The organism is Salmonella sp. SA15303, assembly GCF_029962125.1.
GTDB lineage: Bacteria > Pseudomonadota > Gammaproteobacteria > Enterobacterales > Enterobacteriaceae > Salmonella > Salmonella enterica.
Genome location: NZ_CP123924.1, coordinates 198,600 through 211,450 on the forward strand (window position 1 = coordinate 198,600; position 12,851 = coordinate 211,450).

Sequence of the window (12,851 nt, forward strand, 5' to 3'; positions counted from 1 at the left end):
TATCTACCGGGCGACTCCGCGTTAGCCCGGCCTGTAGTCGTGATTAGCCCGGTAAGCGTAGCGCTGCCGGGCGCTTTCAGTAAAGGAACCCACACTATGTATATCGGGATCGATCTTGGTACATCGGGTGTAAAAGCTATCCTGTTGAATGAGCAGGGCGATGTGCTGGCTACGCATACTGAAAAACTGACCGTATCGCGTCCGCATCCCTTATGGTCGGAACAGGAACCAGAGCAGTGGTGGCAGGCGACGGATCGTGCGGTTAAAGGTTTAGGTCGGCAACAGTCGTTAAGTGGCGTCCGGGCGTTGGGCATCGCCGGACAAATGCATGGCGCGACATTGCTTGATAGCCGTCAGCAGGTTCTGCGACCAGCGATTTTATGGAATGACGGACGCTGTAGCGAAGAGTGCGCCTGGCTGGAAAAACAGGTGCCGCAGTCGCGTGCGATAACCGGTAATCTGATGATGCCCGGTTTTACCGCGCCCAAATTAGTCTGGGTGCAGCGCCACGAACCGGATATTTTCTACCAGATAGACAAGGTTCTGCTGCCGAAAGATTTTCTGCGGCTGCGAATGACAGGCGTCTTTGCCAGCGATATGTCGGATGCGGCGGGAACGATGTGGCTGGACGTGAAAAAGCGCGACTGGAGCGACGTTATGCTCAACGCCTGTCATTTAACCCGACAGCAGATGCCAGCGTTATTTGAAGGTAGTGACATTACCGGAACGTTGCTGCCGGAGGTGGCCAGCGCATGGGGAATGCCAGCAGTACCTGTGGTGGCGGGCGGCGGCGACAATGCGGCTGGCGCGGTCGGCGTAGGAATGATCGATGCCGGACAGGCGATGCTCTCACTCGGAACATCGGGCGTCTATTTTGCCGTCAGCGACGGCTTTCTGAGTAAACCGGAGAGCGCAGTACACAGTTTTTGCCATGCGCTGCCGGAACGCTGGCATTTAATGTCTGTGATGTTGAGCGCCGCCTCTTGTCTGGACTGGGCGGCTAAACTCACCGGGCAGGAGAACGTCCCGGCGCTGATTGCCGCCGCACAGCAGGCGGATGAGCATGCCGATTCGATCTGGTTTTTGCCGTACCTGTCCGGCGAGCGCACGCCGCATAATAATCCGCAGGCAAAAGGCGTTTTCTTTGGTTTAACCCATCAGCATGGCCCGGCGGAACTGGCGCGGGCGGTACTGGAGGGCGTGGGATATGCTTTGGCGGACGGTATGGATGTGGTTCACGCCTGCGGCGTCAAACCCGCCAGCGTGACGCTTATCGGCGGCGGGGCGCGCAGCGAATACTGGCGTCAGATGCTATCTGATATTAGCGGGCTACAGCTTGATTATCGTACTGGCGGCGATGTAGGGCCAGCGCTGGGCGCGGCGCGTCTGGCGCAAATTGCGGTGAATAAACAGACCCCGCTCGCCGATGTATTGCCGCAGTTGCCGCTGGAGCAGGCGCATTATCCTGATGCGCAGCGTCATGCGGTTTATCAACAACGTCGTGAAACCTTCCGTCGACTTTATCAGCAGCTGTTGCCGTTGATGTCATAAGTCAGAATGCCTTTCAGTTTTGGCTGAAAGGCATTTCCCGTAAATATTAATTCTATTGAATTATATCGAAGTAAGTATGTGTGTTTTCTGATTTTTATATTATTGCTGAGCAGGCGCCTTTTTCATCGCTATTTCTTCGCTTAATGTGTCTCACACAACCACAAGGAGAGTGAGATGGACGATCACGTTGCGCGCAGGAAACGGATATTCGGCCTGGGAATGTTAGTTGTCGGTGCAGTGGTATACCTGGTGGGACTGTGGCCAGGCTGTCATACATTAAGCGAAAAGGGATATTTTTTTGCGGCAATCGTCATGTGTGGTTTTCCAGTCTTAATTCGCCAGGAACACACGGGAAATGGCCGCTTGCTTTCTCGTTGCAAATCTTTGCTGTTGCTTGGCATCGGCATGGTCGCGGTCGGCGTATTTAACCTGGCGCTGGCGGGCGCGCTGAAAATACTGTGTCTGGTGGCGCTGGGGGTCAGTATATATGGAACCGATCTTTACGCTTCCTACAGTGATGATGAATGATGGCCGGAGCCATCATTGTCGTTTAGCTAACCCATTTCCGTTTATCAATACGCTGTAACAGCATGGAAAGTAGCAGGCTTCCTGTCACCGTCGCGGCAAAAACCCACACGATGTCTAACGGCGGCCAACGTTTTAACTCCAGACCATTAGTACGTAGCGCATGGATAATCAGTGCGTGGAAACCATAAATGCCCAACGAGTGGCGGGAGATAAGCCCCAGTCCAGGTAACGTCCGCGCATTCAGCTTATTTTTAACTACCGTGAACAGTGAGACGGCGCAAATAAACACCATGGGACCGCAATACAGATACCAGGTATCGGCAAAATTTCCGCGCCAGCGTAATTCATGCAATGTGCCGCGAGAAATAACAAATACCGCGATGATGAACAGGGCAGTGCAGATAAGCGTCAGCGATGACTTTTGCGTCTCCATCATTCCAATGGCGCGGCCCAGGATACCGTAGAGAATGTAGTAGAACGTGTCGCCGCTGATATACAGATTGATGGGCAACCATTCAACGCCGCCGATTTTTTGCGGCACAGTATTTGGGTTAGCAATAATACCAATGATCACCATCAGCATCAGGAGCATTTTGCCGCTCACGTTTTTTACCTGGATTAATGGCGATACCAGGTAGATCACCGTAATCGCAAAGAAAAACCACAGGTGGTAAAACACGGGTTTTTGCAGCACATTTTTTAGCGAAAGCTCGACGTTGATCGAAGTAAAAAGTGAAATGTAAGCCAGGGCGACAACGCTGTAAAAGATAAGGCACAGGGCGATACGTAAAAAATGCCGCGGTTGCGCGCAGCGCTCGCCAAAAAAAAGATAGCCTGAAATCATAAAAAACAGGGGAACGCTAACGCGCGAAGCCGAATTCAGGACATTCGCAATATCCCAGTTTAGCGGGCTGACGCTGTGGGCGTTGGTGATGTACCACGTTGTAGTATGGATCATCACTACCATTAAACAGGCGATCCCTCGCAGGTTATCAATCCAGTTAATTTTAGGCTGCATCAGTTCCTCAGCTTCCGTTTCAATAGAGTTCCAGCGCGGTGGCTCACTGGAAAAATCCGACTTTCTACGCTACATCTTGTGATGGCGTAAGGAGATTCGCACAATGTGTCTGCTACCCACAAACCTTAATAATAAGACTGACCAGCAAACCAGACGGTAATAAAAATGATAATGAAGTATTTCTGTTCTGTGATGATAGCCATCGCTCTGGTGGGATGCACAGCGACACCTCCACCGACGCAAAAAGCCCAGCAGAGTAAAGTGAGCCCAACACGCACGCTGGATATGGAAGCATTGTGTAAAGCTCAGGCGGCGCAGCGTTACAATACTGGCGCACAGAAAATTGCTGTTACCGGTTTCGAACAGTTTCAGGGGAGCTATGAGATGCGTGGTAATACTTTCCGTAAAGAGAGTTTTGTCTGCTCTTTTGATGCAGATGGGCAGTTTTTACATCTTTCTATGCGGTAAAAGCCGCGCCTGGTGAGGTGTGATGCCGCGAAATCCGGCAATTTTCGCTAAACAAACCGGTTTCATACTGTATATCTCGCATCCAGCGGGTATACTGGCTCCTTCCTTTAAATCCACACGTATCCAGCACGAAATAATATGCAAAAGTTTGATACCAGGACCTTCCAGGGCTTGATCCTGACCTTACAGGATTACTGGGCTCGCCAGGGCTGCACCATTGTTCAACCATTGGACATGGAAGTCGGCGCGGGAACTTCTCATCCAATGACCTGCCTGCGCGCGCTGGGGCCAGAGCCGATGGCGACTGCCTATGTGCAGCCTTCTCGTCGTCCGACCGATGGCCGCTACGGCGAAAACCCGAACCGCTTACAGCACTACTATCAGTTCCAGGTAGTGATTAAGCCGTCTCCGGACAACATTCAGGAGCTGTATCTCGGTTCTCTGAAAGAGCTGGGTATGGACCCGACCATTCACGATATCCGTTTCGTGGAAGATAACTGGGAGAACCCGACGCTGGGCGCCTGGGGACTCGGCTGGGAAGTGTGGCTGAATGGCATGGAAGTGACGCAGTTCACCTACTTCCAGCAGGTCGGCGGCCTGGAGTGCAAGCCGGTGACCGGTGAAATCACCTACGGTCTGGAACGTCTGGCGATGTATATCCAGGGCGTGGACAGCGTTTACGACCTGGTCTGGAGCGATGGCCCGCTGGGTAAAACCACCTACGGCGACGTGTTCCATCAAAACGAAGTGGAGCAGTCCACCTATAACTTTGAATACGCCGATGTGGATTTCTTATTCACCTGCTTCGAGCAGTATGAAAAAGAAGCCCAGCAGCTGCTGGCGCTGGAAAACCCGCTGCCGCTGCCGGCCTACGAGCGTATTCTGAAAGCCGCCCATAGCTTCAACCTGCTGGATGCGCGTAAAGCTATCTCCGTCACCGAACGTCAGCGCTACATTTTGCGTATTCGCACCCTGACCAAAGCAGTGGCAGAGGCTTATTATGCTTCCCGTGAAGCCCTCGGCTTCCCGATGTGCAACAAAGACAAGTAAGAGGCGGCCATGTCTGAGAAAACTTTTCTGGTGGAAATCGGCACTGAAGAGCTGCCACCAAAAGCACTGCGCAGTTTGGCTGAGTCCTTTGCTGCGAACTTCACTGCGGAGCTGGATAACGCCGGCCTCGCGCACGGTAACGTTGAATGGTTTGCCGCCCCGCGCCGTCTGGCGCTGAAAGTGGCGAATCTTGCTGAATCTCAGCCCGATCGCGAAGTCGAAAAACGTGGTCCGGCGATTGCTCAGGCGTTTGACGCCGAAGGCAAACCGAGCAAAGCGGCAGAAGGCTGGGCGCGCGGCTGCGGGATCACCGTTGATCAGGCCGAGCGTCTGAAGACCGACAAAGGCGAATGGCTGCTGTATCGTGCCCACGTGAAGGGCGAAAGTACCGAAGCGCTGGTGCCGAACATGGTAGCCACCTCGCTGGCGAAACTACCGATCCCGAAACTGATGCGCTGGGGCGCGTCTGACGTACACTTCGTGCGTCCGGTGCACACCGTGACCCTGCTGTTGGGCGATAAGGTCATTCCGGCGACTATTCTGGGTATTCAGTCTGACCGCGTCATTCGCGGCCACCGCTTTATGGGTGAGCCGGAGTTCACTATCGACAATGCTGACCAGTACCCGCAAATTCTGCTGGAGCGCGGTAAAGTCATTGCCGACTACGAAGCGCGTAAAGCCAAAATCAAAGCGGACGCTGAAGAAGCAGCACGTAAGATTGGCGGTAATGCCGACCTGAGCGAAAGCCTGCTGGAAGAAGTAGCTTCGCTGGTGGAATGGCCGGTGGTATTGACGGCGAAATTCGAAGAGAAATTCCTCGCCGTGCCTGCCGAAGCGCTGGTGTACACCATGAAGGGCGACCAGAAGTATTTCCCGGTTTATGACAACGCGGGCAAGCTGCTGCCGAACTTTATCTTCGTCGCCAACATCGAGTCGAAAGATCCGACCCAGATTATCTCCGGTAACGAGAAAGTGGTGCGTCCGCGTCTGGCAGATGCTGAATTCTTCTTCAATACCGACCGTAAAAAACGTCTGGAAGACCATCTGCCGCGTCTACAAACCGTGCTGTTCCAGCAACAGCTGGGCACGCTGCGCGACAAGACCGACCGTATTCAGGCGCTGGCGGGCTGGATTGCCGGTCAGATTGGCGCTGACGTCAACCACGCCACTCGTGCGGGCCTGCTCTCCAAGTGCGACCTGATGACCAACATGGTCTTCGAGTTCACCGACACCCAGGGCGTGATGGGGATGCACTACGCGCGCCATGATGGTGAAGCGGAAGATGTGGCCGTGGCGCTGAACGAACAGTATCAGCCACGCTTTGCCGGTGATGACCTGCCGTCTAACCCGGTGGCCTGCGCGCTGGCGATCGCCGATAAGATGGATACTCTGGCGGGTATCTTCGGTATTGGTCAGCATCCGAAAGGCGACAAAGACCCGTTTGCGCTGCGTCGTGCCGCGCTGGGCGTGCTGCGCATCATCGTTGAGAAGAACCTCGCTCTTGATCTGCAAACGCTGACCGAAGAAGCGGTGCGTCTGTATGGCGACAAGCTGACCAATGCCAACGTAGTCGATGATGTGATCGATTTTATGCTGGGTCGCTTCCGCGCCTGGTATCAGGATGAAGGTTACACCGTCGACACTATCCAGGCGGTACTGGCGCGTCGTCCGACCCGTCCGGCAGATTTTGATGCCCGCATGAAGGCGGTGTCTCATTTCCGCACCCTGGAAGAAGCCTCTGCGCTGGCGGCGGCGAACAAGCGCGTCTCCAACATCCTGGCGAAAGCCACTGAGCCGCTGAACGATATCGTCCACGCCTCCGTACTGAAAGAAGCGGCGGAAATTGAGTTGGCCAGACATCTGGTTGTACTGCGTGATAAGCTTCAGCCGTACTTTGCCGATGGTCGTTATCAGGAAGCGTTGATTGAGCTGGCTGCTCTGCGCGCTCCGGTGGATGAATTCTTCGAAAATGTCATGGTTAACGCGGAAGAGAAAGATATCCGTATCAACCGCCTGACGCTGTTGTCGAAACTACGCGAACTGTTCCTGCAGGTTGCGGATATTTCGTTACTTCAATAAGCGTTCAGTTAAATAAACAAAAACCTGCTCTCGGGCAGGTTTTTTTATAACATAAATAGTATTAGTTGATTCGCTAATAATTCTGTAACTCATAGACGCGGTTATCTCTATTGATTGGCAAGAATTATTTCAGGAATACATTAACGCTGGCGGTACTGCCAGACTTGATGCGGGTACCAATCCGGTTCTTCATTCAGATCAGGGCTGGCAATACCGTCATTGATGGTACCAGTATCAGTTACGAGAGTTTGGCATCATCCAAAGTATGTCCCGCAAAGGCAACTGCCTTGATAATGCCTGTGCAGAATGTTTTTTCGGGACTTTAAAATCAGAAAGTTTTTACACCAGTAAATTTAAGGATATTGATGAACTTAAGATAGCTATTGAGGATTACATACGATACTACAATACCCGACGAATTAGCCTTAAATTTAACGGACTCAGCCCGGTTGAATAGCGCCTAAAGAGCTATCCAGGCAGAAATTAACAAGGTCTGTACAGGGATGCTATCAGGAAACCTGAACGTTGGTGGATACGGTCACGCAAATGTCTGCTATGAGCGAGGAACGGACGCCCTATTTCACAAAAATTAGTATTGTTCTACAAGTAACTCTCACAATGAGGTTTTATGAAAATCAGAAGGTTCAGTAATGGGGATGAAATATCGTTATTCAGAGTTTTTTTCTCATCTGTACATACGATCGCATCACACTACTACACACGTGAACAAATTGATGCTTGGGCCCCAGCAGATATCGACCTGGAGCGATGGGCCAATCACATTAAGGAATTACAACCTTTTGTTGTAGAGCTGGATGGTGAAATAGCTGGATATGCAGATGTTCAACCAAATGGATACATTGATCATTTCTTTGTATCAGGAACCTATTCAAGACAGGGGGTAGGGACACTACTGATGAATTGCATTCATGAGGAAGCCAGACAGCGTGGAATTAGTGAACTTACTTCAAATGTAAGTAAGGCTGCGGAAGTGTTCTTTCTACGACACGGCTTTCATATAGTGGAGCGAGGCTTTCCTATTTGCCGTGGAGTGACATTACAAAATGCTCTGATGAGGAAATGTTTGGCGAAATAATAGTCAGCCTGCAGAAAGGCAGCATTGTTCTTTTGCCTTGTTGAACTCAGTAAACCGCTACAATGAGCAATTTCCGCTTCTGGCACAAAGCGAACATCAGTATTCAAAAAATGAAAAACGACGACTTGATGTATACCGTTTGCTATACATGGTGGTTGTGCTATTCTTGTAAAGCAAATGCTATACAAGGGGTGTCTCATGAAATCAGATGTTCAACTTAACCTTAGAGCTAAGGAATCGCAGCGGGCGCTCATTGATGCAGCTGCGGAAATCCTTCACAAGTCACGTACAGATTTCATTCTGGAAACGGCCTGCCAGGCTGCCGAGAAAGTGATCCTTGACCGCCGTGTATTTAACTTTAACGATGAGCAATATGAGGAGTTCATCAATCTGCTTGATGCACCGGTCGCAGATGATCCCGTTATCGAAAAACTGCTGGCAAGGAAACCTCAGTGGGACGTGTAACAGCACCAGAACCTTTGTCCGCTTTTCATCAGGTAGCTGAGTTCGTCAGCGGTGAAGCTGTGCTCGATGACTGGTTGAAGCAAAAGGGCCTCAAAAACCAGGCTCTCGGAGCGGCCAGAACATTTGTGGTGTGCAAGAAAGACACGAAGCAAGTAGCCGGTTTTTACTCTCTGGCCACCGGTAGCGTCAACCATACAGAAGCGACAGGCAACCTTCGGCGTAACATGCCAGATCCCATCCCTGTCATTATACTTGCCCGTCTTGCTGTCGATCTCTCATTCCATGGAAAAGGGCTTGGTGCTGATTTACTTCATGATGCAGTGCTTCGTTGCTATCGGGTTGCCGAGAATATTGGTGTACGTGCAATCATGGTTCATGCACTTACCGAAGAAGCCAAAAATTTCTACATTCACCATGGTTTCAAATCATCACAAACTCAGCAGCGAACATTGTTCCTTAGGCTCCCTCAATAGAATGCAAAGACTGTTATGTTCAAATCGCTATAAGCGATAATTTGATAGAATGTCTAAGGTTAAATTCAGGAAGAATACGACGAACAAAATATTGATGAGACAGGAATCCGCGTGATGCAAGAAAGCAACGGAATGGATAATTCGATTGCGGACAATGTTATTTAGTTATAGCCAGAAACAAAAAAGAGCCCATGTATTAAATGGACTCTTTCGCTGATGCCTCGGTTAATCTGTCCAGGTTTTTGGGGTCAGTACAAAGTGAGCCCACCTCTGCCATTCTTGTGGCGTTATGCATTCTCAAGGCACTCTGTTAATTTTATCTTGTTGGCGTTTTATAGGCCCGATAACCCATTATGTTATCGGGCATTTTTTTAACGTAATGGTAATTCCGTCAGACAGGTCTGGCTGTCATCACTGGTGGCAATGGCATGTGACGCCGTTTTACCGTTGTAGCTTACTTCCAGCGTCCCTTCCATATTGCGCGGTAGCCAAACACCGATAAATCCGTTTCGATAGCTTTGCATCTCTTTTTGTACGATGACAGCGCCTTTACTGTCTGTCACTTTTACAGTGAACGGTTTATTCGGCATTTCTCCCTGACAGCCGGAAAGGCTGTGGTTAAAACAGGGGTGTGTCCGCCATTCATAGGGCGCAAAAGAGAGATAGAATTTGTCGCCTAACGGCAGCGTATAAATCTGCTCTCCGTCAGATAATTTGAGTTCGGTACTGGTAATCGACGCGGAGTAAGGCAAAGGACGGCTCTGCGGCGTCTGATCAATCGTATCCACGATCTGCTCAACCGTTTTTCCCGCCAGCCCATGTTGCGCCAGAAAAGCGGATTCTGAGGATGCCGCAAGCGCGGAGCCGCTGGCGCATAAACCCAAAAGTAATAACCATGATGATTTCGACATAACTTCAATTCCTTGTGAACAATCTCCCTGCCTACTATAGGGGTTCCCCTAAGGGAAAGGTCAAAGGGACGCAGGGTAAAGTAATGCAAAGTTATGCTGGGGGAGAGGGGGGAATTGGAATAAAAAAAATCCCCGCCATCAGGCAGGGATTCAAAATGCTGAGCTTTTTAAGCTTACAGGCTGGTTACGTTGCCAGCTGCCGGGCCCTTAGCGCCGCTTTCGATGGTGAAGGAAACTTTCTGACCTTCGTCCAGAGATTTGTAACCATCGTTCTGAATAGCGGAGAAGTGTACGAACACGTCTTTAGAACCGTCATCAGGAGTAATAAAGCCGAAGCCTTTATCAGCGTTGAACCATTTTACGATACCAGTCATTTTACCGGACATAGTGTATTACCTTTTAAAAAATAAGTGTGCCTTTCGGCGTTATGGCGTGCTTTACAGATTTTTTAAGCGTTAAGGAAATGCGCACTACGAGGGGTATCTAATGGATAACTCTTGAAGGGACTTGCCTTACTAAACTGCTTTAATGGTCTGTACGTCAAACCGTTGAGCACATTAACTCATGTAATGGCGGGCGATGCAACTTTTATTTTACTTTATTTCTCCAGGCCAGTAATCGGGCGGGGAAAACGGTCCTTACGCAGGACCGTTAAAAACAGAAAGGGGTAAAAATTACTCCATCAATTGCTTACTTAAGCGTGGGTTCGCCTGTATCAGGCGCATTAATTTAAGCTCTGCTGGCGTGGGTTTTTCGCGTTTCGATTCCCATTCCTGAACCATGGCAACCGTTACGCCCAGCGCTCTGGCGAATTCATCTGTTTTTAGTCCCGTTCCTCTCCGTAACTGTTCAAATTCGGTAAAAGGATTGGGTTTTTGCGTCAGGGTGATCTTTCGCGTTTCATCTTTAAAAACAATTTGTTCCAGGCTGCTCAGCAGCTCAAACATCGGATCTTTATATTCCATTGAGAACTCCTGTAAATCACACAGCGGGATCGTGAAATGCATCGAAGCCTCTTAAGAATAGTCGGGAAACTTGCGGGTGGGGGGCGACGCGCCGCCAGGAAGCGCTATCGATTCGTTTCGATGCCTTACGCTACGCGACTTTTAGGACGCTAACAATTTGATCCAGGAAGGTATATCCGTCTTTCAGAAAATAATTGTAAAGATTAAAAAAATATTACACTCCCCGCTGGAAAGCTTTCTTGCCGCGTTTTTTATCGCAGTGTCAGGTCAAAAATTAACAATAAAATAACAAATTAAGCATTGATGCAGATAAACATAATTTTCCGCTACAAGATCGCGTGGAAAGGGTATCCTGCAAGCCTGACCTGGACTATCCTTGTAAGCCGTCAGGCACGCAGGTGTCGTTGTGCGCATTTTTGGGTGAAAGGAGTATTAACAATGGCGACAGGTAAGTCCTGCTCTCGCTGGTTTGCGCCTGTTGTGGCGTTATTAATGGTGTTTAGCCTGAGCGGGTGTTTTGATAAAGAAGGCGATCAGCGCAAAGCGTTTGTCGATTTCCTGCAGAATACAGCAATGCGTAGCGGAGAGCGTTTACCAACGCTGACGGCCGATCAGAAAAAACAGTTTGGTCCGTTCGTGTCTGATTACGCGATACTGTATGGCTACTCGCAGCAGGTAAACCAGGCGATGGATTCCGGTCTGCGCCCGGTGGTCGATAGCGTTAACGCCATCCGCGTTCCGCAGGATTATATGACGCAACGCGAGCCGCTGCGGCAGGCAAATGGTTCGTTAGGCGTGCTGGCGCAACAGTTGCAGAATGCAAAACTGCAGGCTGATGCCGCGCATGGCGCGTTAAAGCAGGCCGATGACCTGAAACCTGTGTTTGATCAGGTCTACAAAAAAGTAGTCACCGTGCCGGCAGATGCTTTGCAGCCGCTGATCCCGGCGGCGCAGATCTTTACGCAGCAGTTGGTACAAGTGGGCGATTATATTGCGCAACAGGGCGAGCAGGTGAGCTTTGTCGCGAACGGCATTCAGTTCCCGACCTCACAGCAGGCCAGCCAATATAATGCGTTGATTGGGCCGTTGGCCTCGCAGCATCAGGCGTTTAATCAGGCCTGGACGGCGGCGGTAAACGCGACCCAGTAATGACAGTCTGCCCGATAAGCGCAAGCCAGCGCTTATCGGGCCTGTAGCGTTATCCCGCCGCTTGCGGATTGACGCAGTTCTTCTCTATTTTTCCCTGCAGCGCATCAATCAAATTATCCACCGCACAGGCCATCATGTTGTAGCGCGTCTCATGCGTTGCCGAGCCAATATGCGGCACCGCGACGACATTAGACATGTTCAGCAGGGGCGAATCCACAGATAGCGGTTCCTGTTCAAAGACATCTAGACCTGCCGCATATATTTCACCGTTTTGCAGCGCGGCAATCAGCGCGTTTTCATCGACCACCGGGCCGCGTCCGGCATTAATAAAAATGGCGGACGATTTCATTCTGGCAAACTGTGTTGCGCCAAACAGATGTCGCGTTTCTGCCGTTAGCGGCAGGATCACGCAGACAAAATCAGCCTCCTGCAACAACGTATCCAGATCGCAGTAGCGGGCGTTAAACCGGTCTTCCGCCTCCTGATGCCGCCGACGGGCGTGATAGAGAACCGGCATGGTAAACCCAAAGTGCGCTCGCTGCGCCAGCGCCATCCCGATACGCCCCATCCCAACGATACCGAGCGTTTTGTGATGGACATCGACGCCAAACCACGCCGGGCCAATGCTTTCTGTCCATTCACCCGCCTTAACCCGTTCTGCGACGTCCACCACGCGGCGGGCAGTGGCCAGCATCAATGCCATCACCGTATCGGCAACGGTTTCCGTCAAAACGGCAGGCGTGTGCATCAGGACTATTTTGCGGGCAGTAAGGGCGTCCACCTCGACATTATCGTATCCCACCGAGATGGTTGACGCCGCGCGTAGCGCCGGCATTTTTTCCAGCAGCGCGCGGTTAACGGTTTCGCTGGCGCCCAGAAGGCCTTGCGCGCTGGCAAATGCCTGCGCGTGTTGCGCTACCGTTTCCGGATGCAGGTTCGGTACCTGGGTGACGGTAAAATGCGCCTCCAGGCGATGCAGCAAATCATCAGGCAGGGTTTTGTAGAGAATGATGGACGGCTTCATGCGACTCTCCGTAAATCAAAAGGTAAGCGCGGCATGCGCCAACCGGAACAGGCTTATTATTAACCCGCTTAGCA

The 12,851-nt window shown here is 51.0% G+C and carries 14 protein-coding genes and 1 pseudogene; 10 read left to right on the top strand and 5 right to left on the bottom strand.

The genetic code is table 11. The features are described from left to right. Positions 1 to 96 precede the first annotated feature (96 nt). Both xylB and QEN31_RS00935 read left to right on the top strand, forming a co-directional pair. Positions 97 to 1,551 (top strand): xylulokinase, encoded by a 1,455-nt coding sequence (gene xylB, locus QEN31_RS00930; protein WP_000275326.1) that lies wholly within the window; start codon positions 97 to 99, stop codon positions 1,549 to 1,551. Positions 1,552 to 1,725: 174 nt separating this feature from the next. Continuing rightward, the gene (locus QEN31_RS00935; RefSeq protein WP_000340935.1) at positions 1,726 to 2,079 is read left to right on the top strand and encodes a YiaA/YiaB family protein; all 354 of its coding nucleotides are present in this window, start codon (positions 1,726 to 1,728) and stop codon (positions 2,077 to 2,079) included. Positions 2,080 to 2,101: 22 nt separating this feature from the next. Here QEN31_RS00935 and QEN31_RS00940 read toward each other — a convergent pair whose 3' ends face one another. After that, positions 2,102 to 3,097, bottom strand: coding sequence for an acyltransferase (locus tag QEN31_RS00940; protein ID WP_001182588.1), 996 nt, complete (start codon positions 3,095 to 3,097; stop codon positions 2,102 to 2,104). A 165-nt stretch (positions 3,098 to 3,262) separates the two neighbouring features. On the opposite strand from QEN31_RS00940, the gene QEN31_RS00945 reads away from it, so the two are divergent. The 7 genes and pseudogenes from QEN31_RS00945 to QEN31_RS00975 all read left to right on the top strand — a co-directional run bounded on the left by QEN31_RS00945 (position 3,263) and on the right by QEN31_RS00975 (position 8,728). Beyond that, positions 3,263 to 3,565: a YsaB family lipoprotein gene (locus QEN31_RS00945; RefSeq protein WP_000605590.1), complete on the top strand. Its 303-nt coding sequence runs from the start codon at positions 3,263 to 3,265 to the stop codon at positions 3,563 to 3,565. A gap of 138 nt (positions 3,566 to 3,703) precedes the next feature. Next, positions 3,704 to 4,615, top strand: a complete 912-nt coding sequence (glyQ, locus tag QEN31_RS00950; protein WP_001168551.1) for a glycine--tRNA ligase subunit alpha — start codon at positions 3,704 to 3,706, stop codon at positions 4,613 to 4,615. Positions 4,616 to 4,624: 9 nt separating this feature from the next. Next, positions 4,625 to 6,694, top strand: a complete 2,070-nt coding sequence (gene glyS, locus QEN31_RS00955) for a glycine--tRNA ligase subunit beta (protein ID WP_001291736.1) — start codon at positions 4,625 to 4,627, stop codon at positions 6,692 to 6,694. A gap of 181 nt (positions 6,695 to 6,875) precedes the next feature. Next, positions 6,876 to 7,151 (top strand): annotated as a pseudogene (locus QEN31_RS00960) (transposase); the annotation flags it as partial. A 171-nt stretch (positions 7,152 to 7,322) separates the two neighbouring features. Continuing rightward, entirely contained in the window at positions 7,323 to 7,790 is a 468-nt protein-coding gene (locus QEN31_RS00965; RefSeq protein ID WP_000702452.1) for a GNAT family N-acetyltransferase, read from the top strand. A 177-nt stretch (positions 7,791 to 7,967) separates the two neighbouring features. Next, positions 7,968 to 8,255 (top strand): type II toxin-antitoxin system TacA family antitoxin, encoded by a 288-nt coding sequence (locus QEN31_RS00970; protein ID WP_000965886.1) that lies wholly within the window; start codon positions 7,968 to 7,970, stop codon positions 8,253 to 8,255. Beyond that, positions 8,243 to 8,728, top strand: coding sequence for a GNAT family N-acetyltransferase (locus QEN31_RS00975; protein ID WP_000533909.1), 486 nt, complete (start codon positions 8,243 to 8,245; stop codon positions 8,726 to 8,728). Before QEN31_RS00970 ends, QEN31_RS00975 begins: the two co-directional genes overlap by 13 nt. Before the next feature lie 371 nt (positions 8,729 to 9,099). On the opposite strand, the gene cueP is transcribed toward QEN31_RS00975, so the two are convergent. From cueP to QEN31_RS00990, 3 genes are all read right to left on the bottom strand, one after another. Further along, positions 9,100 to 9,639: a copper-binding periplasmic metallochaperone CueP gene (cueP, locus tag QEN31_RS00980; protein ID WP_000047149.1), complete on the bottom strand. Its 540-nt coding sequence runs from the start codon at positions 9,637 to 9,639 to the stop codon at positions 9,100 to 9,102. Between the two features lie 173 nt (positions 9,640 to 9,812). Then, positions 9,813 to 10,025 (bottom strand): transcription antiterminator/RNA stability regulator CspE, encoded by a 213-nt coding sequence (cspE, locus tag QEN31_RS00985; protein WP_000014594.1) that lies wholly within the window; start codon positions 10,023 to 10,025, stop codon positions 9,813 to 9,815. Between the two features lie 288 nt (positions 10,026 to 10,313). Continuing rightward, complete coding sequence (locus tag QEN31_RS00990) at positions 10,314 to 10,604, bottom strand: HTH-type transcriptional regulator (protein ID WP_000455790.1); 291 nt, start codon at positions 10,602 to 10,604, stop codon at positions 10,314 to 10,316. A gap of 438 nt (positions 10,605 to 11,042) precedes the next feature. On the opposite strand from QEN31_RS00990, the gene QEN31_RS00995 reads away from it, so the two are divergent. Continuing rightward, complete coding sequence (locus QEN31_RS00995) at positions 11,043 to 11,753, top strand: DUF3053 domain-containing protein (protein ID WP_000190524.1); 711 nt, start codon at positions 11,043 to 11,045, stop codon at positions 11,751 to 11,753. A gap of 49 nt (positions 11,754 to 11,802) precedes the next feature. On the opposite strand, the gene ghrB is transcribed toward QEN31_RS00995, so the two are convergent. Further along, entirely contained in the window at positions 11,803 to 12,777 is a 975-nt protein-coding gene (ghrB, locus tag QEN31_RS01000; protein WP_000804674.1) for a glyoxylate/hydroxypyruvate reductase GhrB, read from the bottom strand. Between the last annotated feature and the right edge of the window lie 74 nt (positions 12,778 to 12,851).

Coding starts and splice junctions, on each gene's coding strand:
- QEN31_RS00995 (WP_000190524.1), top strand. CDS start 11,043: ATGGCGACAGGTAAGTCCTGCTCTCGCTGGTTTGCGCCTGTTGTGGCG.
- QEN31_RS00990 (WP_000455790.1), bottom strand. CDS start 10,604: ATGGAATATAAAGATCCGATGTTTGAGCTGCTGAGCAGCCTGGAACAA.
- ghrB (WP_000804674.1), bottom strand. CDS start 12,777: ATGAAGCCGTCCATCATTCTCTACAAAACCCTGCCTGATGATTTGCTG.
- glyS (WP_001291736.1), top strand. CDS start 4,625: ATGTCTGAGAAAACTTTTCTGGTGGAAATCGGCACTGAAGAGCTGCCA.
- QEN31_RS00940 (WP_001182588.1), bottom strand. CDS start 3,097: ATGCAGCCTAAAATTAACTGGATTGATAACCTGCGAGGGATCGCCTGT.
- QEN31_RS00965 (WP_000702452.1), top strand. CDS start 7,323: ATGAAAATCAGAAGGTTCAGTAATGGGGATGAAATATCGTTATTCAGA.
- glyQ (WP_001168551.1), top strand. CDS start 3,704: ATGCAAAAGTTTGATACCAGGACCTTCCAGGGCTTGATCCTGACCTTA.
- QEN31_RS00970 (WP_000965886.1), top strand. CDS start 7,968: ATGCTATACAAGGGGTGTCTCATGAAATCAGATGTTCAACTTAACCTT.
- cspE (WP_000014594.1), bottom strand. CDS start 10,025: ATGTCCGGTAAAATGACTGGTATCGTAAAATGGTTCAACGCTGATAAA.
- xylB (WP_000275326.1), top strand. CDS start 97: ATGTATATCGGGATCGATCTTGGTACATCGGGTGTAAAAGCTATCCTG.
- cueP (WP_000047149.1), bottom strand. CDS start 9,639: ATGTCGAAATCATCATGGTTATTACTTTTGGGTTTATGCGCCAGCGGC.
- QEN31_RS00935 (WP_000340935.1), top strand. CDS start 1,726: ATGGACGATCACGTTGCGCGCAGGAAACGGATATTCGGCCTGGGAATG.
- QEN31_RS00945 (WP_000605590.1), top strand. CDS start 3,263: ATGATAATGAAGTATTTCTGTTCTGTGATGATAGCCATCGCTCTGGTG.